Consider the following 18,163-nt stretch of genomic DNA (forward strand, 5'->3'; position numbering starts at 1 on the left):
ATAGAATGGACTCGAACTTTCGGACTTGAACGAACTATGACGCGGTAAATGCGAGTCGTTTGTTTCGCATTGCGTTGACAGAGCGTTCGGCGGGTTAGCCGCTCAGGCAACACAATCGGCTGGAGCTTTTTTGGGATAGCCCGGCCGCGCGGCTACCTTGATGCGTAACGACGGCGCCGAATACCGACTGTCCCACGATGTTCCGGCCGTGCCCGGCTCGCCGCCAAAAGAAAGGGTTCTTCGCAGATCGACGTGAAGAACCCTTGAAAAACATCGTTGCGACGAAGACCGGGCCGGCGATGGCACGCGTACGCCATCGCCGGTCGGCCAACCCGCCCGACACCTGTGCCGAACGGGCGTCGGATCGAAGTCGCGAAAACGCGACGCGCCCGGGAGGCGAGCATCACTGCAACCCCCCCCCCGTCTCCCGGAACGGGACCGATCAGTTCCGGATTGCGCCGAAATTGAGGCCCGCGAGCGGCACCGCCGCCGCGTTTCCGCTCACGCCATTGCCGCGCATCCGGCCGAAGTTGACGCCGACCAGCCCGCCGTAGAACTGACCGTAGCCGGCCGTGTAGGCAACAAGGCTGCTCGAGCTCGAATAATCGACGTTGCCAAAGTTTTCGCCTGCCACGCCGCCCAGCCGTGCATTGCGCCCGCCGGACACCGCGCCTGACGACAACGACGACGCGATCGTGCCGTCGTTCTTGCCGACGAGACCGCCGACCGAACTGCCATCGCCGCCCTTCGCCGAACCGATGGCGTCGGACGCATCGATCGACGCAATCGTGAAGTTATGGCCGACCAGGCCGCCGACGTAGCTACCGGCGCCCGCAACGACGTCGCCCGACGCGCTCGACGACGACACGCTGCCCCAGTTGAGTCCGACCAGGCCGCCTGCCCTGCCCCTGCCGGCGACGTTCACGGCCCCGCTTGCGTGGGCGCTCGCCACCTTGCCGAGATTCATGCCGACGAGCCCCCCTGCGATGCTGTCATCGCCGGCCGATACGTTGCCGTCCGCCGAGGAGGCGGTCACGGTGCCGTGGTTTTCGCCGACGAGACCGCCCGCCTGGCTCTGCGCGCCGACCTTGACCGCGCCGTCGGCCGACGAACTGTCCACCTTGCCGAGGTTCGAACCGACGAGCCCGCCAGCCTTCACGTTGTTACGCCCGTCCACCTTGCCATGTGCGCTCGATGCGAGTATCTCTGCATCGCCCCTGTTACGGCCGACGAGACCGCCCAGCAGGCTGTCGGCGCCCGTCCAGACGTCGCCGTTCGCGGTGGATGCGCTGATCGTGGCTTCGTTCAACCCCACGAGGCCGCCCGCCACCGAGGCGTTGCCGGCCTGAACGCTGCCGTTCGCCGTCGACGCCGCGATCGTCGCACGGTTGACGCCAGCGAGCCCGCCAACCACGCCCGACGCACCCGCAACGACTTTGCCTCCCGCCGTCGACGCGGCGATCTTGCCGCGATTTTCCCCGACCAGGCCACCCGCCGTGCTGCTGTCGCCCACGGTCACGTCACCTGTCGCGTCGGACGCCTCGATCAACGCGGCGTTGTAGCCGACGAGGCCGCCCGCCGTCGCGTCATGACCGCCTCGTACGCTCGCGGTCGACGAAGAGGCCTCGATGCGCCCCGCCTTGGCCCCGCCTTCGTTGAAGCCGACGAGGCCACCGACGCGCGCGCCGCGGGCCAGGGCGCTGACGCTGCCCGCTGCCGTCGACGCCGTGATGACGCCCCGGTTGATCCCGACCAGACCGCCCGTATCGCCGCCCGACCCGATGACGCCGCTCGCCCCGCTGATGACCGTTACGTTGGCGTGGCTGTTGCTGATGGTCGCGTCGCGATAATCCGGCCAAAGGACCGTGCGGTTTTCGCCAGCCAGACCACCAACGTACAGCGCGTCCTTGCCGCCTTCGACACGGCCCGAAACAGAAGCGCGATCGATGCGTCCGCTGAGATTGCTGCCGACCAGGCCACCGAGGATCGCGCGGCCATAACCGGTCACCACGACGTCTTTCGCCTTGACGTTGGTGATGTCACCCGTGTTGTAGCCGGCCAATGCGCCGACGCTGACCGGCGACCTCGTGTACCCGACCGACCCGCGCGCCGTGATTTTCTCCAGCCCGAGGTTGGCGATGCGGCCGAGGTTGACCGCAAACAACCCGACGACCGCACTGTCGGGATTCGAGATCGACAGATTGCCGATGGTATTGCCCAGACCGTCGAACACGCCACTGAACGACGCACGGTCGCCGCCGAGGCTGCGGAATTGCGCACCCTTGCCGTCGATCGCGTTACCCAGCACGTAACGGCCGTTCATGTTGCCGTCGACGGCGCGCAGCCCCGCGAGATCGTGAATCACGCGATACGCTTCACCGTTCGCCGAGAACGATGCATTGCGACCCGACAGCGTGACCACCGCATCGTTCGTCAGCGTATGGCCGCTGCCCGAGTTCAGCGCGAGGCTCGCGTTTTCGCCCGTCAGCGTCACCTTGTTGCCGACGCGGATCTGTTGCGTCGCGTTCACCGTCACGCCCGCGTTCGCGCCGCTCGCCGTCAGCGACTGCTTCAGGTCGACGTTGCCCTTTTTCGACGTCAGCGCCAGCGCGTTGTCGTTCGTCCAGTTCACCGCGTCGCCCACCGTCAGGTCGCCCGACGTGTTGGTCAGCGCCACGTTCGTCGTGCCCAGGTTGCGCGACAGCGTCTCGCCGTCGATCGCGACGCCAGCGTTACCGCCGACCCCGGCGTTGGCCGCCTCGATCGTCCACAGGCCCGTGCGGCCCGACGCCGCGCGCGTATCCACCTGCACGTCGCGCGACACCGCCACCCGCTCGCCGCGCGTCGTCACCGTGCCGCCCGCCGTCGATGCGTCCTGCGCGCTCGCGTCCAGCTTCCCGCCGACTTTAACGTCGCCGCCGTCCAGCGTGATCTTCCCGGCGCGGCTGCTCAGGCCCTTCGCCTCGATCGTGCCGCTGTTCCTGACCACCGAGCCCAGCAGATCGCCTGCCGCGCGCGCCGTCATCAGCACTTCCCCGCCGTCCGCCTTCAGCAACCCGCCGTTGTGCGCCTGCGCGTCCACCGCCCCGCCTTCGACCTGCAGGTTCAGCAGCCCGTTGCCGTCGAAGTTCACGTTGAACGCATTGCCCGCGCCCAACGCCACGCGGCCCATCTGCGCGCGGATCACACCCGTGTTCGACACTCGCGCGCCCAGCAGCGCCACACTGCCGCCGTCTGCCGCCGCGATCGTCCCCGCGTTCTCCACCGACTGGCCCGACGTCCCCGCGAACCGGTAGCGACCGGCCAGGAAATCCGCGTCCGACAGGTTCTGCGTCGACGCCACCAGACCGCCCACGTTCACCTGCGCGCCCGCGCCGAACATCACGCCGTTCGGGTTCACCAGGAACACGCGCCCGTTCGCGTCCAGCTGGCCGTGAATCTGGCTGCCGTTCGCGCCGACCACCCGGTTCAGTGCGATCGACTGGCTCGTCGGCTGCCGGAACGACACCCGCTCGCCGCTGCCTACGCTGAAGTCCTGCCAGTTCGTGATCAGCTTGTCCGTGTGCTGGTTGACCGACATCGTCTTGTTGTCCGCCGACTTCGCGATGTCCGCCTGCCCCGACATGATCTCGCCGCCCGTCGGCAGTGCGTACGCGCCCGACGACGCCGCCAGCCCCAGCAGCGACACGCCCGCCGCAAGCAGGCGCTTGGCGCCGCCCGACTTGCCGCGACGGCGCGCCGTTTCCCCGACTGCGCACCAGCCACCCTGTGCTTCATTCCACACCAGTGAATAGGCCTTATTCATTTTGGTATCCTCTTCAATCTGCTTTATAGAACCCGTCCTGCCGGACGGACCGATCACACGCGCTCAGAAATACTGAGCGGCCTGAACCCATACGCTCGGCGCGCGGGTCGGCGAGCCGAACGCCGCGCCGAGCGGCCACGCGGCCGTCAGCGCCACCTGGCGCTTCGCGCCGAACCAGCTCGCGCCGATACCGCCGGCCTGCATGCGCTGCATGTTTCGCCCTTGCGCCCACGGATACTTGTCGGCCTGCACGCGCCCGGCGTCGACGAACGTACTGACCTGCCACCCCGGCGCGACGAGATAACGCACCTCCGCGCTGGCCTGCCAGCCCTGGTCGCCGCTACCGGCGCCGAGCGCATACGCGCGCACACCGTACGGGCCGCCGAGACTGAATTTCTCCGATTCGTCGAGATTCCGCGACGCGAGCTGCGCGCTGAATTGCGTGTACAACTCGAACCGGCGCCCCAGCGCCTGCACCCGCAGCGCGCTCACATTGAGCTTCGCGAAGCTGCCGATCGACTTTTTCAGCGCATCCGCCTTGAACGGATCGTTGCTGCGCAGCCGCCCGACGCCGAACATCACCGAGAACCCGTTGCGGCCGCCGCCCAGCCAGCCGTCCTGACTGTTGCCGCTGACGCCGAAGGTCCACAGGCCGATGTTCTTGTCGCGCCGAATGTCGAATACGCCATAGTCGTCGCGCAGGTTCTTGTTTTCGTACTGGATCTGCGCGGTGACGCTCAGGTTTCGCGCGCGCACGAGCGGCTGCGTCACGTACGCGGTCTGCACGCTCGCACGGCCGCTGGAATCGAGATCCGAGAACGCTCCGCCGAGCCGGTAGCGCAGCGACGAATACGCGACGCCGACCCGCGTCGACGCGGGGCCGACCGGTAGCTGGTAGGCGGTGCGGTAGTAGCGCTGCAGCTCGTTGCTGACGAGCCCGCGCAGGCTCAGGCGATCGCCGAGCCGCAGCGGCGAATTGACGTCGACGCTGCCGCCGACACGGTAGCGTCCGAGCGCTACGTCGCCAAAGTTGTCGAATTCGAGCGATCCGGACGCGAGCGGCCCTTTGTCGGCGTCGACGACGAGATCGGTGGTGCCGGGCATATCGCCCGGACGCAATGTGCCGCGCGCAGCGACGCCGGCCAGGTCGTCGAGCAGCAACAGGCTGCGCTCGAGACCGGACCCGCGCACGACATCGCCCGGATGCAGCGCAGAGAGCGGCTGGCGCAGCGCGGCACCGAGCACGCGCGAATGATTCTGGATCGTGATTGCGCCGTAGCGCCCTTCGGCGATTTCGATACGCACGACGCCGTCGTCGATGTCCTGGCGAGGCAGATAGGCGCGTGCAAGCACGTAGCCATGGCGGCGATAGTAGGCAGTGATGCGCGCGGCGGCGCGTTGCAGGTCGGCGAAACCCAGCGTGCTGCCGGCAAGATCGGCGACGAGCGGCTGCAACTCGTCGTTGCCGAACACGGTATTGCCGTCGAGCGCGAATGCGCGAACGAGCACGCGAGGCCCCGACTCGGGCGCGCGCTCGGCGGCCTCTTCCGACGGCGCGATCGTAAGCTCGGGCGCGGTTTCCGGCGGCAGATCCGGCCGTGGCGTCTCGATGTCGCGCATCGCTCGCCCCGCATCCGGCACTTGCGCATGGACCGGCTCGAACAGGCTCGCGGCACCGCCACAGATCAGCGCAACGCACATTGCGTGGCGGACCCGCAAGACCACGCCGGCCTCGCGCGGTACCGCACGCAAACCAGCCCCGCGCGAACGCGTCGCTTCGACGCTACCGATGTCGGCCCGACGGCGGTCGACGACTTGCATATGATCTACCCACATGGAATACATTCGGACCTGGCCGGCAAGGCACTTGCCGGCTGTGACTCAATCGCCGAATGCTACAGACAGACATTCCGCATGTATTTAGATCACGTACGAAAATTCGTGACGTAATTGTTAATTGCTGGCGCAGCCGCGCGACATGCCCAAATCGTAGAAACGGCTTCCGCTTTATCGGAAGGATTGAAGCGAGTCGGCCGTCGGCCGGATCCCGGCGCGAGCACGGTTGACCACCTGAAGCGGCACGCCTAAAGTGGCATTCCTTTTTACGCCGCTCACGCAAGAAGGATTCCCATGATCGACTTCTCCACGCTCGCGTTGTTCTCCGGCGCGTGTCTCGCGCTGACGGCCACGCCGGGCCCCGACATGCTGCTGATCGCATCCCGCAGCGTGAGCCAGGGCCGGCGCGCGGGCTTCGCGACGCTCGCCGGCATTCAGGCGGGCACCTACTGTCATGCGCTCGCCGCCGCGCTCGGGCTGTCGCAGCTCTTTCTCGCGGTGCCGATCGCATACGACATCGTGCGTTTCGCCGGCGCCGCCTATCTGCTCTATCTCGCGTGGAAGACGTTTCGTTCGGACGCGACCGCACTATCGCCCGTCGCGTCGCAGCGCCGGCACTCGACCGCCACGATCTTCCGTCAGGGCCTGACGACGAACCTGCTGAATCCGAAGATGGCGCTGTTCGTGCTCGCGCTGTTCCCGCAGTTCGTGCGGCCCGGGCACGGCTCGATCGCCGTGCAGATTCTCGTGCTCGCGACGGTGCTCAACCTGATCGGGCTCGTCGTGAACGGCGCGGTGATTCTCTCCGCGAGCCGGCTGAGCCAGCGGATCGGCGCGCGCCGCCGTCCGTCGAAGCTGCCGCAATACCTGCTCGGCTCGGTGTTCGTGGGGCTCGCGGCGCGACTCGCGGTAGCGGGACGGAACTGATCCCGCCGCTTCCCGAAGCGCACCGGCAGGCCTGATATCCATTCGGACAACTAGTCGAATTCAGCCCACCGGCAAACAATCTGGCTCGCACATCAGCAACGAAGCACCGGAGAAACGTCCAGACGTTTCTCCGGTGCTTCCGTGCATTCGACGAGCCGCCCTCATGACAGACACGACGGCGCTCCTTCTTGCAAGGAAATAACAAATTTGTTACCATGCGAACCGTCGCGTATGAAATCCATTTCTTCAGCGAGCAAGTCGAGGCAGGCGTGTTTGCGTTGCCGAAGACGCTGACCGCCAGGTTCTTCGCACTCGCTGACCGTATGGAGCAGTACGGCCCGAATCTGGGCGAACCTCACACCAGGCCGATCGGCGACGGGCTGTATGAAATGCGCTTGAAGGGCCTGGAAGGTATCGCCCGTGTGTTTTACTGTGCGGTCGTCAACCGGCGGATCGTCATGCTTCACTGCTTCGTGAAGAAGACGCAGAAAACGCCGCAGAAAGAGCTGGAAACCGCGCGCCGCCGATTGAAGGAGATTCGTTATGGCAACCTATAAGGCACTGCGCGAGCGCGCGTTGTCCGATCCGAAGGTACGCGCCGAATACGACCGGCTGAACCGCGAGGAATTCGCGCTGCTCGACGCAATGCTGGCCGCCCGGCGAGCCGCCGGTCTTTCGCAAGCCGATGTGGCGGAGCGCATGGGCACGAAGGCGCCTGCCGTCACGCGGCTCGAACGCGCGCTCGCGACAGGCCAGCACTCTCCATCGATCGAGACGCTGCGCAAGTATGCAGCCGCGTGCGGAAAGAAACTCGTGATCTCTTTTGCCTGAGTCATACCGGACGACTGACGGCTCACGTCCGCGCTTCCGCTCTATTCTCTGTCCTCGAACGCATCGCAGGCGCAATCGCGCGTATCCACCACCACGCGCAGTTCCCGACTGCCCATCAAACTCGCCGGCGTCACCGTGCGGCGCTGCCACGGAATCCGGCCGAAGTACCAGACCTTCCAGAAACCGAGCGGATGATCGGGATTCCGATGCAGCAGCATGTCGAAGGTTTCGACGTCGCCGAGCACGATCCGCGTCGCATCATGCACGACTTCCCGAACGAAACGCGAACAGAATTGCCGGCGCGACGCGAGATTGAAACCCGTGTCGTAGACCACGCCGACCCGGCGCATCGCCGCGTCGACGAGTCGGCGCCGCTGCGCGGCATCGAGCGGCTGCTTCAGGCGCGCGATCACGCAGGCGCCGCGATCGGAGCGCGCGAGAAACCGCGACATCGTCGTGACGCGCGACAGCGGAAACGTGCTCTCCGCGACCAGTACCTCGCCGCCGCGCCGGCCGACGACGATCCCGACGTGATTCGTCCACGACCGCGTCGCGCTTGCCACTTCGAGAAACGGCCGCACCGTCACGCGGATGAACACGATGTCGCCGATCTCCGGCTCGACCGGCAACGACATGTCATGCGGTTCGGCGGAATCGACGGTAAAGAGGCGCCGCCGACCGACGCCGAGCGGGCGGCTCATCAGCGGCCGGCAACCGGTAGTGACCGACATAGGGGCCTCGCGCAAGTGAACATGCGAAAGAGCATGTCAGCAGCAGCCGTGCACCGCATCCGCCGCCTGCGCGAGGGTGCAAATCCGCGCCGCCGGGTGGCGAATTTCGGTACCGGCGAGACGCGTGGCGTGCGATGCCGAGCGGTCAGCGCGTCGCGCCCAGCGCTACGCGCAGCCGTTCCATCAGTTGCGTGTAATGCCGCAGCACGTCGTCCTTGGGCACGACATTCGCGGTCGCGAAGCGATCGGACCACGCCGGCTTCCATTCATACGAGCCGTGCACGCTGCGGTCGCCGTCGGGCGCCTGGATCAGCGAGCGGATCCGCGCGTCGCGGCCCGGGCCCGTGTGCATGTCGAACAGCGCGTGGATATACGTGTGATACGCGTCGTACACGTCGTCGTCGAACAGGTAGCGGTAGATGTGAAACGTGCGGTCGAGCTCGCGCTTCGCGCGGATCACGTCGTCCGGCGAAATGTCCTTCCAGTAGCCGATCCACGTGTAGAAGCACAGCAGCGCATTGAGCTGCGGCGCGACCGCGTCGTACAGCGCGAGCCGCTTCTCGATCAGCCGCTGGTTGGTCCACTGCACGAGTTCGAGCCGCTTCAGCCGGCGCGCGACGAGCCAGCCGAGACACGCGACCGACATCGGCGTCAGCACGCCGAGCACGAGCTTGACGATTTCCAGCGAATTCCACGGATTGTTGAATGGCTGCATGAATGGCCCGACAAGAAGGAACGCATCCGCGCCGGCGCATGACCCGGCGCGCAGCGGCGCCTGCCCGATCGCGTCGACATTGACCGTTAGTTGCTTACGCATCGAACGTCGCACGCCGGTACGAGCAATACGTTCGAAGCGGCGTGACTCGCCAGTTTATCGGGTGATTGTCACCGAGCCGTGACCGTTCGTCGACTCATCGCCGCACGCCCGCGCCGCGCTACGTCGGCAGCGCCGACGTGAGCTTGACCTTCTGCATCGGAATATCGGTCTTCACGCTCAGCACGCCGGGAATGCGCGTCAGGGTTTCCATCTGGAAGCGCCGATAGTCGTCGATATCGGCCGCGACGACGCGCAGCAGGAAATCGCAGTCGCCCGCCATCAGGTGGCATTCGACGACTTCCGGCATCTGCTGGACGGCATCGGCGAAGCGGTTCACGGATTCCGCGTCCTGCCCCTTCAGCCACACGCGCGTGAAGATCGTCAGCCCCTTGCCGACCTTCGCGGGGTTCAGCACGGCCACGTATTTCTCGATCACGCCCGCTTCCTCGAGCAGCCGCACGCGCCGCAGGCACGGCGACGGCGACAACCCGACCTCGTGCGCGAGCTCCACGTTCTGCATGCGGCCGTCGCGCTGGAGTGCGCTCAGGATCCGGCGGTCGATGGCATCCAGTTTCATTTGGCATCCGATTCCAAAAAATTCTCAAATCACGCGTTCAATGCCAAATTCTCCGAAACTTATGGCGACAACGCAACCCGATTCGAGTCAAAAAAGCAGACAATTCCTCCCCCGAAGGAGGAGTAATGAGCAGTAGCGTTTCAACGTCGTCCGGGCTTCGCGACAAGCCCGCCTATGTCGCCGAGATGGGTCGCGGATTGCGCGCGGCGCTGCCCGTCATGCTGGGTTTCGTGCCGTTCGCGCTGGTGCTGGGCGCGCAGGCCGCGCAAAAAGGGCTGAGCCTGTTCGAGGTGCCGATGATGACGGGCCTGAACTTCGGCGGCGGGTCCGAATTCGCGGCGATCCATCTGTGGACCTCGCCGCCGCATATCGCGCTGATCGTCGCGATGTCGTTCCTCGTGAACTCGCGTCACATCCTGATGGGCGCGGCGTTCGAGCCGTACATCCGGCGCCTGCCGCGCCGCCGCGCGTTCGCCGCGCTGTTCTTCATGTGCGACGAGAGCTGGGCGATGTCGCTCGCCGATGCGCGCTCGCGCTCGGCCACGCACATCAGCGTCCCCTATTACGCAGGCATCTGCGCGGGGCTCTACCTCACGTGGATCTCGATGACCACGCTCGGCGCGGCGGTCGGCCCGACGATCGGCAACATCGAGCAGTACGGCTTCGACATGGCGTTCACGGCCGTGTTTCTGGTGCTGTTGCGCGGAATGTGGAAGGGGATGCGCGCGAGCCGCCCGTGGTTCGTGAGCCTCGTCGTCGCGGCAGCCACGCACCTGGCCGTGCCCGGCGCGTGGTACGTCGCGGCCGGCGCGTGCGCGGGACTGGTCGCCGCGCTGCTGTGGGAGCCGCGCGATGCCTGAGCTTCCGGATTTCAGCACCGTCGCGACGATCATGCTGATGGCGTCGACGACCTACCTGTCGCGCGTGCTCGGCTACGTGCTGCTGCGCAACCGCACGCTCAGCCCGCGGATGGCGTCCGTGATGGAGAACGTGCCCGGCTGCGTGCTGATCTCGGTGATCGCGCCGGCCTTCGTGTCGACGCGCCCCGCCGACCTGCTCGCGCTCGCCGTCACGCTGCTCGCGGCGACGCGCCTGTCGATCCTGCCGACCGTCATTGTCGGCGTCGTGTCGGCGGGGCTGTTGCGGCACCTGCTCGGATAAACCGTTCCGACCCGCCGCACACGCGGCACCTCCACCGACGAACGGGCGCGCGATGCGCCCGTTTTCACATCCGTGCCGACAACGCGACACGACGATTCTCACGCCGGGATGCTAGCCTTGTGGCTTGCGCCACGCTGCACTTCCCTCTCATCGCCCATCTCCGCGAGGATCGCTCCGATGCAAGAAACCCGCCCGCTGTTCGACCGCGTCCTGCTGACCAACGACGACGGATTCGACGCCCCCGGCCTTGACGTGCTCGAGCAGGTCGCCACGCAACTGGCGCGCGAAGTGTGGATCGTCGCGCCGGCCGAAGACCAGAGCGGCACGTCGCATTCGCTGAGCCTGCACGAGCCGCTGCGCGTGCATCGCAAGGGCGAACGCCGCTTCGCCGTGCGCGGCACGCCCGGCGATTGCGTCGCGATCGCGGTCAGCCACCTGATGAAGGACGCGCGGCCCGACGTCGTGCTGTCCGGCGTGAATCGCGGTGCCAATCTCGGCACCGAAACGGTGTTTTCCGGCACGGTCGGCGCCGCGATGACGAGCATGCTGCTCGGCGTGCCGGCCATCGCGCTGAGCCAGGCGTTCACCGATCGCAACGCGGTGCCGTGGAACACGGCGCTCGTGCATGCGCCGGATGTCATTCGCCGGCTCGTCGCCGCCGGTTGGGACAGCGACGCGTGCCTCAACGTGAATTTCCCGGCGCGCCCCGCGCAGGACGTGCGCGGGCTGAAGGTGACGAACCAGGGCGCCGGCACGCTGCAGGGAGTCGAGATCGTATCGGGGCGCGACCCGCGCGAGATCGACTATCACTGGCTGAAGCTCGCTCGCGCGCCGCGCGACGACGACGCGGATTCGGAAACGGTCGCGTTGGGCGAAGGCCACATCGCCGTCACGCCGCTGAAGTTCGAGCGCACGCACGACGGCGCGCTCGCGCGGCTGCGGTCGAGCCTCGGCTGACCGGGTTGGCTGGGTTGGTCGGGTTGGTCGGGTTGGTCGGGTTGGTCGGGTTGGTCGGGTTGGTCGGGTTGGTCGGGTTGGTCGGGTTGGTCGGGTTGGCCGGGTTGGTCGGGTTGGCCGGGTTGGCCGGGTTGGCCGGGTTGGCCGGGTTGGCCGGGTTGGCCGGGTTGGTCGGGTTGGCCGGGTTGGCCGGGTTGGCCGGGTTGGTCGGGTTGGCCGGATTGGCCGGGTTGGCCGGGCGGCAGCTTCGGCGCCTGCGCGTAACGCCTGCGCGAGGCAGCCCCGTTGCCCGGTTCCGCAAGCGCACAACGTCGCGCGCGGCGCCGCCCGCACCGCATCACGTCAGGTTCAATCCCCCGTCGAGCATCACGATCTCGCCCGTCACATAATCGGACGCGACGAGCATCGCGACCGTCTGCGCGATATCGTCCGGCGTCGCCGCGCGGCGCATCGGCGCGCGTTCGCGCCAGAGTTGCTGCGCTTCGGTCCAGTCGGCGGTCAGCGGCGTATCGACCAGCCCCGGCGCGACCGCATTGACGCGAATCGCCGGCGCGAGCGTGCGCGCCAGCAGCCGCGTCGTGTGATTGAGCGCGGCCTTCGCCGCTGCATACGGAATCGACGCGCCCTTCGGCCGCACGCCCGCATGCGAGCTCACGTTCACGACGCACCCGGCCCGCCCGCGCGACGCCGCTTCGAGCAGCGCGGGCTGCGCTTCGGCGACGAGCCGGAACGGCGCGATCACGTTGATCTCGTGCATCTCGCGCCACACGTCGGGCGTCGCCGCGGCGAGATCGTCGTGCGGAATCACGCGGCTGATCCCCGCGTTATTGACGAGCACGTCGAGCCGCCCGTGCACGGCGAGCGCGTCGCGGATCAGCCGCACGCGCTCCGCATCGTCGGCGAGATCGGCCTGCACGTAGCCGCGCCGAGTTCGCGCGCCATCGCGCGCCCCGTGTCGGCCGAGTTGCGGGAATGCAGGATCACCGCGTAGCCGTCCGCCGACAGGCGGCGCGCGATGGCCGCGCCGATTCCGGACGTCGATCCGGTGACGAGCGCGACGGGCCGATGCAGGCGCGACGCGCGCGGCTCGCCAGCGGCTTCGGTTTCAGGTGCTGTTTCGGGAATCGGGGCATGCATCGGCGGGAGCGGCGCGTCCATATCGGGAAACCCTGTCAGTGGCGTTCCCGCATCATAAGCGCGACGACGCACCCGGACGCGAACGTGACGCCGGCCACCGCCAGAATTGCATCGGCAAAGCCGAAACGGTCGGCCATGAGGCCGGCCGACAGCGCACCGATCGCATAGCCGAGATCGCGCCAGAACCGGTACACGCTCAGCGAACGCGCGCGCCAGCCGGGCTCGGACGCATCGGACACGGCCGCGATCAGGCTCGGATAGACCATCGCCGTGCCGAGGCCGAGCAGCACGCTCGCGACGAGCCACCAGCGGAACTGCCCCGTCAGCGCGGTCAGCACGAGCCCGGCCGCCTGCACCCACATCCCGGCGACGATCAGCCCCTTGCGCCCCCAGCGATCGCTCAACGGGCCGGTGACGATCTGACAGCCTCCCCACACGATCGGATAGACGGCCTTCAGGATACCGATCCGCTCGATGCCGAGCCCGAGCGTCGTGAAGAACAGCGGGAAGATGCCCCAGCTCATCCCGTCGTTGAGATTGTTGATCATGCCGGCCTGCGACGCCGCGAACAGGTTGCGATCCCGAAACGACGTCAGCATGAATACTTCGCGGAACGACAGCGCGGACGCGCCGGCCGGCTTGCCGCTTTCCAGCCGCACATGCTCGCGCGTGTCGCGCACGACGAGGATCGACAGCAGCAGGCCCGCGATCGCGTAGAACACGCCGAGATAGATCGGCACCGGCCGCAGCCCGTAGCGGCTCGCGAGATAGCCTGTCAGGAACGCGGTCACGCCCACCGCGAAATAGCCGGCGAATTCGTTGAGGCCGACCGCGAGGCCGCGGCTCTTCGGCCCGACGAGATCGACCTTCATGATCACCGTCATCGACCACGCGAACCCCTGGCTCAGCCCGAGCAGCACGTTCGCGGCGATCACCCATCCCCAGTTCGGCGCCGCGATGATCATGAACGGCACGGGCAGGCCCAGCAGCCAGCCGACGACGAGCACGCGCTTGCGCCCCCACGTGTCGGCCAGTTGGCCCGACACGAGATTCGCGAACGCCTTGACCAGCCCGAAGCTGACGATGAACGACGTGATGAGCGCGGTCGATTCGAGATGGAACTGTTCGGAACCGATCAGCGGCACGACGGTGCGCTCGATGCCGACCATCCCGCCGACGAACGCGTTGACCAGCACGAGCAGCGCGAACTGCCGCCAGTTCGCGCGCAGGCCGAGCACCACCGCGCGTTCGCCGCGCGCCACTGCCGGGTTCGCCATCGCGCTAGCCTCCCGCCGCATCGCGCCCCGCGTTGGCCGCGCGCAGTTGCGCGGCGGCCGGCGGCGCGGGCGGCACGTCGGTCAGCATGAAGCGGACGAATGCGTCTTCGCGGTCGATGCGCAGGGCCGCGTTGTAGCGCTTCTCGAAGCCGATCGTCGACGCCGGCTTCCCGCTGAGTCCACGTCCGCAAACTGAACCCGAGAACGCACCGGGCAGCACTTCGACATGATCGGGCAGCGCGACGAGCCGCCGGACGCTGCGAAACAGGTCGCGCGCGCCCGCTTCGGCGCTGACGGCCAGCTCGGTGCGGCCGACGTCCCCGATCATCAGCGTGTGGCCGGTCAGCACGAACCACGGTTCGTCGGCGCGCGTGCGGTCCGTCACCAGCAGGCTGACGTGCTCGGGTGTGTGGCCCGGCGTGTGCAGCACGTCGACGACGACGTTGCCGAGCGCGATCCGGTCGCCGTCCTCTACGCCGGAAAACGGCAGCGCGACCTCGGCCCGCGCGGACAGCACATACGACGCACCGGCCGCGTCGGCCAGCGCACGGCCGGTCGACAGATGGTCCGCATGGACATGCGTATCGATCACGTACGCGATCTTCATGCCGGCGGCCTCGGCCGCGCGCAGGTAGTCGGCCGGATCGTCGACCGGGTCGACGACCGCGCCGGTCGCCTTGCCGCCGCAGCCGAACAGGTATGAAATGCCCCCCGTATCGGGATGCAGGAATTGTCTGAGGATCATCGGATTGCTCCCGTCCCGCGAATGCGGTAATATTCAATCAATTTGATGAATGATTGATCAAGGAGAGGCCACGTGTCAAGCACGGGACCCAAGCAAGCGATCTATGCGAGCCTCGCCGAGGTCGCGCAGGCGATCGGCCACCCGAACCGGCTCGAGTTGCTCGAACACCTCGCGCAGCGCGAGCGGTCGGTCGAGGAACTGACGGCGCTGTCGGGGATGACGTTCGCGAACACGTCGCGGCACCTACAGATCCTGCGGCGCGCACGCCTCGTCGATACCGAGCGGCGCGGCAAGCACATCGTGTACCGCCTCGCCGGCGACAGCGAGGTCGTCGTGCTGATGAAGGCGCTCGGCCGCGTCGGCGAGCGCAATGTCGCCGAGGTCAACCAGGTGCTGGGCGATTATTTCCATGCGCGCGATGCGCTGGAGCCGGTGTCGCGCGACGAGTTGACCGCGCGGTTGGCCGACGGGCTCGTCACGCTGCTGGACGTGCGTCCGCACGACGAATTCGCGCTCGGGCACCTGCCCGGCGCGGTGAACATTCCGTTGAGCAACCTCGAAGCGCGCCTCGGCGAGCTGCCGGCCGACACGGAGATCGTCGCGTATTGCCGCGGCCCTTACTGCGTGCTCGCGTTCGAGGCCGTGGCCGCATTGCGCGCGCGCGGTTTCAAGGCCGCGCGGCTGGAAGACGGGTTTCCGGAGTGGAAAGCGGCCGGCCTCGCGGTCGAGACCGACGCTGCGGAGTAAGGGGATGCGCGGCCCGCGTCGAAGCGGGCCGCTTGCGGCGGCTTGCTGCGGCTTGCCGGCCAACGCCAGCGACGGCGCAAGCGCGCTATTGGGATCCTGCCCGTTCCACTGGTTGACCCATGCGTTATTCGGCGTCGAATCCATCACGAAGTCGAGCGCGCTGTGCGTCACGACCGCTTGGCCCAGCGATCGCCGGGCGCGGTGACCTGCAGCCTGCATTAGGGCATCGCGGATCGGCTCAGCGCTGTTTCGGCAGATCGACAAAATCCTCGAGCTCGCCGGCCACGTACAACCGCTTTCCGATTCGCGGGTATTCGCACACGTCGTGTTCGAGGCGTTGCCCGACGACGATCAATTCCAGCGGCACGTCGCCCGTGTTCTGCAGCGTGTGCGCTTCGCCGCCGCGTGCGAAGCCGAGAAAATCGCCGGGCCCGACGTCGTAAGGGCGTTCGCCGATCGTGACCGTGCCCGTGCCGGACAGCACGTACACGCATTCTTCCTCGTACAGGTGACGGTGGTATTCGGCCGATTCGTGACCGGGCATCAACGTGAGCAGGTGGAAACCGAACTGCGTGATGCCGGTCAGGTCGCTGAGCTGCTTTTTAAACCTGACGGCATTGGGATTCAGCGAATGCACGGCGCGCGTCGGTTCCATCTTCGCGATATCGGCGGCCTTCAGCAATTCCCGGGGTGGGGTGGTCGACATGGGGGGCTCTCGTTAGCGTGACTGCATCGGTTGGACGCGTCACCCGGGCCGGCGAACGGGCAATCGGCCGACGGGCGATGCGGCGCATGGATGCGCTCCGGCATTGTCCGACATTTCCGGTCGCGTGGAGACACGGCATCGCGTAGCGACGCCGGTTCGCCGCCGCCCCCGCCCCCTTCAGCGCACGTGCGTGCCGCGCAGTTCAGTCAGCAGCGCCACGAGCCGATCGATGTGCGCGTCTTCCGTGCGCCATGACGACACGCTGATGCGAAACGCCGGACGCCCCTGCCATACAGTCGCGCCGAACCACACGTCGCCCGATGCCTGCGCGGCCTCACGGATCGCAATGGTTTCGTCGTCGGTGCCGGCGCGCACCAGCACCTGGTTCAGCACGACGCGATTCAGCACGTCATAGCCGGCCGTACGCAGGCCGTCCGCGACACGCGATGCCTGTGCGCAATGCCGCTCGACCATCGTGGCCACACCGGCGCGGCCGAGCGAGCGCAGCGCGGCCCATACGGGAATGCCGCGCGCGCGCCGCGAGAACTCGAGGTTCAGGTTCTTCTGCGCGTCCCGCGCGCCGCTCAGATAGACGGCATCGCTGTTCATCGCGGTCGCGAGCGCGTCCGCGTCGCGGCAAATCACCATCGCGCCGTCATACGGCGTGTTGAGCCACTTGTGGCCATCGGTCGTCCAGCTGTCCGCGCCGTCGATGCCGTCCGTCAGCGCGCGCTTCGACGACGCGCGCGCCCACAAGCCGAACGCGCCGTCCACGTGCACCCATGCGCCGGCCGCCTTCGCGGGCGGAATCAGCGCCGCGAACGGATCGAATTCGCCGGTGTTCACTTCGCCGGCCTGCAAGCAGAGGATCGTCATGTCGTCGAGCGGCGGCAACCGCGCCGGGTCGATGCGACCGTGCGCATCGACCGGCGCGACGACGAGACGCTTCAGCCCGAAGCCGAGCACGCGCAGTGCCTTCTTCACCGTGATGTGCGCGAGCTCGGAGATCACGACCTTCACCTCGGGCGCGCCGATCAGGCCGTCCTCGTCGATGTCCCAGCCCTTGCGCGCGAGCAGCGCACGCCGCGCGGCGACGAGCGCGACCAGCGTGCAGGCCGTCGCGCTCGTGCCGAAACCGACCGCGCTGCCTTCTGGCAACGCAAGCGCGTCGACGACCCAGCGCGCGGCCTGGCGCTCGATCGTCGCGGCCACCGGCGAATTCGCGTACGACGACGCGCACTGATCCCACGCGAGCATCAGACGCTCGGCGGCGGCGGCCGGCGGCAACGCCGCGCCGATCACGAAGCCGAAGTAGTTCGGGCCGTTCGACGCGACAGTGGCCGGCGAGCCGTGCACGTCGAGCAGGCGCAGCGTGTCGTCGGCCGCATGGCCTTCGCCGGGCAGCGGCTCGTCGAACGCGGCGAGGCCGGCCAGCGCGGCCGCGTCCGGAAACGCACGCCGTTCGTTCGTCGCGGCCAGATACGCGTGCGCGCGCCGGTCGGCGTCGGCCAACAGTGCAAGTTCGTCCATGTCGGTTGCCTCGTTGGGAGTCAGAGTTGCGAGAGATCGCGGCCGAGTTGCTGCAGCGCGCCGTCGATCCGCTTGTAGTACGTGAACTTGCCGACGCGGGTCGCGCGCACGAGCCCGGCATCCGCGAGGATGCGCATGTGGCGCGTGGTCGTGGCCGGCGCGATGCCGAGCTTCTCGGTGATGTAAGTGCAGCACACGCCGAGTTTGTCGAAGTCGCCGTGCGGCTGCGGCGGGAAATGCTTGCGCGGCTGCTTGAGCCAGCGCATCACGGCCAGACGGCTTTCGTTGGCCAGTGCGCTGATGCGGGTGACGTCGTCCATGGGGTTAGGTCTCGTTTTACGTTTTGAATATTAGCTAAATGACGAAATGTGAGCAAGCG

18 protein-coding genes and 1 pseudogene are annotated in these 18,163 nt (G+C 67.4%); 7 read left to right on the forward strand and 12 right to left on the reverse strand.

Annotated elements, in window-relative coordinates:
• Window positions 1-442: 442 nt before the first annotated feature.
• Entirely contained in the window at window positions 443-3,805 is a 3,363-nt protein-coding gene (locus JYG32_RS26700) for a GLUG motif-containing protein (protein WP_213265612.1), read from the reverse strand.
• A gap of 63 nt (window positions 3,806-3,868) precedes the next feature.
• Window positions 3,869-5,530: a ShlB/FhaC/HecB family hemolysin secretion/activation protein gene (locus tag JYG32_RS26705; RefSeq protein ID WP_433960857.1), complete on the reverse strand. Its 1,662-nt coding sequence runs from the start codon at window positions 5,528-5,530 to the stop codon at window positions 3,869-3,871.
• 405 nt (window positions 5,531-5,935) lie between these two features.
• On the opposite strand from JYG32_RS26705, the gene JYG32_RS26710 reads away from it, so the two are divergent.
• The 3 genes from JYG32_RS26710 to JYG32_RS26720 all read left to right on the forward strand — a co-directional run bounded on the left by JYG32_RS26710 (window position 5,936) and on the right by JYG32_RS26720 (window position 7,399).
• Entirely contained in the window at window positions 5,936-6,568 is a 633-nt protein-coding gene (locus JYG32_RS26710; RefSeq protein WP_174378690.1) for a LysE family translocator, read from the forward strand.
• Window positions 6,569-6,783: 215 nt separating this feature from the next.
• Window positions 6,784-7,125 (forward strand): type II toxin-antitoxin system RelE/ParE family toxin, encoded by a 342-nt coding sequence (locus tag JYG32_RS26715; RefSeq protein ID WP_213265613.1) that lies wholly within the window; start codon window positions 6,784-6,786, stop codon window positions 7,123-7,125.
• A complete protein-coding gene (locus JYG32_RS26720; RefSeq protein ID WP_072438177.1) occupies window positions 7,112-7,399 on the forward strand; it encodes a helix-turn-helix domain-containing protein in 288 nt (95 codons plus the stop codon). The genes JYG32_RS26715 and JYG32_RS26720 overlap by 14 nt, the downstream gene beginning before the upstream one ends.
• A 41-nt stretch (window positions 7,400-7,440) precedes the next feature.
• On the opposite strand, the gene JYG32_RS26725 is transcribed toward JYG32_RS26720, so the two are convergent.
• The 3 genes from JYG32_RS26725 to JYG32_RS26735 all read right to left on the reverse strand — a co-directional run bounded on the left by JYG32_RS26725 (window position 7,441) and on the right by JYG32_RS26735 (window position 9,524).
• Window positions 7,441-8,130, reverse strand: a complete 690-nt coding sequence (locus JYG32_RS26725) for a YebB family permuted papain-like enzyme (protein WP_213265614.1) — start codon at window positions 8,128-8,130, stop codon at window positions 7,441-7,443.
• A 145-nt stretch (window positions 8,131-8,275) separates the two neighbouring features.
• Window positions 8,276-8,845, reverse strand: coding sequence for a hypothetical protein (locus JYG32_RS26730; RefSeq protein ID WP_174378687.1), 570 nt, complete (start codon window positions 8,843-8,845; stop codon window positions 8,276-8,278).
• Between the two features lie 220 nt (window positions 8,846-9,065).
• Window positions 9,066-9,524 carry an Lrp/AsnC family transcriptional regulator gene (locus JYG32_RS26735; protein WP_006749370.1) on the reverse strand — a complete coding sequence of 153 codons (459 nt, stop codon included), beginning with the start codon at window positions 9,522-9,524 and terminating at the stop codon, window positions 9,066-9,068.
• 125 nt (window positions 9,525-9,649) lie between these two features.
• Here JYG32_RS26735 and JYG32_RS26740 point away from each other — a divergent pair, with 125 nt between their 5' ends.
• The 3 genes from JYG32_RS26740 to surE all read left to right on the forward strand — a co-directional run bounded on the left by JYG32_RS26740 (window position 9,650) and on the right by surE (window position 11,642).
• Window positions 9,650-10,384 (forward strand): AzlC family ABC transporter permease, encoded by a 735-nt coding sequence (locus JYG32_RS26740; RefSeq protein ID WP_213265615.1) that lies wholly within the window; start codon window positions 9,650-9,652, stop codon window positions 10,382-10,384.
• On the forward strand, window positions 10,377-10,685 hold the full coding sequence (locus JYG32_RS26745; RefSeq protein WP_213265616.1) for an AzlD family protein: 309 nt from the start codon (window positions 10,377-10,379) through the stop codon (window positions 10,683-10,685). The genes JYG32_RS26740 and JYG32_RS26745 overlap by 8 nt, the downstream gene beginning before the upstream one ends.
• Before the next feature lie 177 nt (window positions 10,686-10,862).
• The gene (gene surE, locus JYG32_RS26750) at window positions 10,863-11,642 is read left to right on the forward strand and encodes a 5'/3'-nucleotidase SurE (RefSeq protein WP_174378684.1); all 780 of its coding nucleotides are present in this window, start codon (window positions 10,863-10,865) and stop codon (window positions 11,640-11,642) included.
• Here surE and JYG32_RS26755 read toward each other — a convergent pair.
• The 4 genes and pseudogenes from JYG32_RS26755 to JYG32_RS26770 all read right to left on the reverse strand — a co-directional run bounded on the left by JYG32_RS26755 (window position 11,575) and on the right by JYG32_RS26770 (window position 14,801).
• Window positions 11,575-11,943: a hypothetical protein gene (locus tag JYG32_RS26755; protein ID WP_213265617.1), complete on the reverse strand. Its 369-nt coding sequence runs from the start codon at window positions 11,941-11,943 to the stop codon at window positions 11,575-11,577. The genes surE and JYG32_RS26755 overlap by 68 nt on opposite strands.
• A 36-nt stretch (window positions 11,944-11,979) precedes the next feature.
• A pseudogene (locus JYG32_RS26760) lies at window positions 11,980-12,800 on the reverse strand (SDR family NAD(P)-dependent oxidoreductase).
• A gap of 14 nt (window positions 12,801-12,814) precedes the next feature.
• Window positions 12,815-14,056, reverse strand: coding sequence for an MFS transporter (locus tag JYG32_RS26765; protein WP_213265618.1), 1,242 nt, complete (start codon window positions 14,054-14,056; stop codon window positions 12,815-12,817).
• A 4-nt stretch (window positions 14,057-14,060) separates the two neighbouring features.
• Complete coding sequence (locus JYG32_RS26770) at window positions 14,061-14,801, reverse strand: MBL fold metallo-hydrolase (RefSeq protein ID WP_213265619.1); 741 nt, start codon at window positions 14,799-14,801, stop codon at window positions 14,061-14,063.
• 72 nt (window positions 14,802-14,873) lie between these two features.
• Between JYG32_RS26770 and JYG32_RS26775 the strand changes: the two genes are divergently transcribed.
• Complete coding sequence (locus tag JYG32_RS26775; RefSeq protein WP_174378680.1) at window positions 14,874-15,548, forward strand: ArsR/SmtB family transcription factor; 675 nt, start codon at window positions 14,874-14,876, stop codon at window positions 15,546-15,548.
• A gap of 238 nt (window positions 15,549-15,786) precedes the next feature.
• Here JYG32_RS26775 and JYG32_RS26780 read toward each other — a convergent pair whose 3' ends face one another.
• The 3 genes from JYG32_RS26780 to JYG32_RS26790 all read right to left on the reverse strand — a co-directional run bounded on the left by JYG32_RS26780 (window position 15,787) and on the right by JYG32_RS26790 (window position 18,104).
• On the reverse strand, window positions 15,787-16,254 hold the full coding sequence (locus tag JYG32_RS26780; protein ID WP_213265620.1) for a cupin domain-containing protein: 468 nt from the start codon (window positions 16,252-16,254) through the stop codon (window positions 15,787-15,789).
• Window positions 16,255-16,431: 177 nt separating this feature from the next.
• Window positions 16,432-17,784: a pyridoxal phosphate-dependent decarboxylase family protein gene (locus tag JYG32_RS26785; RefSeq protein ID WP_213265621.1), complete on the reverse strand. Its 1,353-nt coding sequence runs from the start codon at window positions 17,782-17,784 to the stop codon at window positions 16,432-16,434.
• A 20-nt stretch (window positions 17,785-17,804) separates the two neighbouring features.
• Window positions 17,805-18,104 (reverse strand): ArsR/SmtB family transcription factor, encoded by a 300-nt coding sequence (locus JYG32_RS26790; protein ID WP_213265622.1) that lies wholly within the window; start codon window positions 18,102-18,104, stop codon window positions 17,805-17,807.
• Window positions 18,105-18,163 lie beyond the last annotated feature (59 nt).

It is taken from the genome of Burkholderia pyrrocinia, from assembly GCF_018417535.1.
In the GTDB taxonomy this organism is placed as follows: Bacteria; Pseudomonadota; Gammaproteobacteria; order Burkholderiales; family Burkholderiaceae; genus Burkholderia; species Burkholderia pyrrocinia_E.

Coding starts and splice junctions, on each gene's coding strand:
- JYG32_RS26790 (WP_213265622.1), bottom strand. CDS start 18,104: ATGGACGACGTCACCCGCATCAGCGCACTGGCCAACGAAAGCCGTCTG.
- JYG32_RS26780 (WP_213265620.1), bottom strand. CDS start 16,254: ATGTCGACCACCCCACCCCGGGAATTGCTGAAGGCCGCCGATATCGCG.
- JYG32_RS26730 (WP_174378687.1), bottom strand. CDS start 8,845: ATGCAGCCATTCAACAATCCGTGGAATTCGCTGGAAATCGTCAAGCTC.
- JYG32_RS26715 (WP_213265613.1), top strand. CDS start 6,784: ATGCGAACCGTCGCGTATGAAATCCATTTCTTCAGCGAGCAAGTCGAG.
- JYG32_RS26785 (WP_213265621.1), bottom strand. CDS start 17,784: ATGGACGAACTTGCACTGTTGGCCGACGCCGACCGGCGCGCGCACGCG.
- JYG32_RS26720 (WP_072438177.1), top strand. CDS start 7,112: ATGGCAACCTATAAGGCACTGCGCGAGCGCGCGTTGTCCGATCCGAAG.
- JYG32_RS26710 (WP_174378690.1), top strand. CDS start 5,936: ATGATCGACTTCTCCACGCTCGCGTTGTTCTCCGGCGCGTGTCTCGCG.
- JYG32_RS26765 (WP_213265618.1), bottom strand. CDS start 14,056: ATGGCGAACCCGGCAGTGGCGCGCGGCGAACGCGCGGTGGTGCTCGGC.
- JYG32_RS26740 (WP_213265615.1), top strand. CDS start 9,650: ATGAGCAGTAGCGTTTCAACGTCGTCCGGGCTTCGCGACAAGCCCGCC.
- JYG32_RS26700 (WP_213265612.1), bottom strand. CDS start 3,805: ATGAATAAGGCCTATTCACTGGTGTGGAATGAAGCACAGGGTGGCTGG.
- JYG32_RS26770 (WP_213265619.1), bottom strand. CDS start 14,801: ATGATCCTCAGACAATTCCTGCATCCCGATACGGGGGGCATTTCATAC.
- JYG32_RS26745 (WP_213265616.1), top strand. CDS start 10,377: ATGCCTGAGCTTCCGGATTTCAGCACCGTCGCGACGATCATGCTGATG.
- surE (WP_174378684.1), top strand. CDS start 10,863: ATGCAAGAAACCCGCCCGCTGTTCGACCGCGTCCTGCTGACCAACGAC.
- JYG32_RS26725 (WP_213265614.1), bottom strand. CDS start 8,130: ATGTCGGTCACTACCGGTTGCCGGCCGCTGATGAGCCGCCCGCTCGGC.
- JYG32_RS26735 (WP_006749370.1), bottom strand. CDS start 9,524: ATGAAACTGGATGCCATCGACCGCCGGATCCTGAGCGCACTCCAGCGC.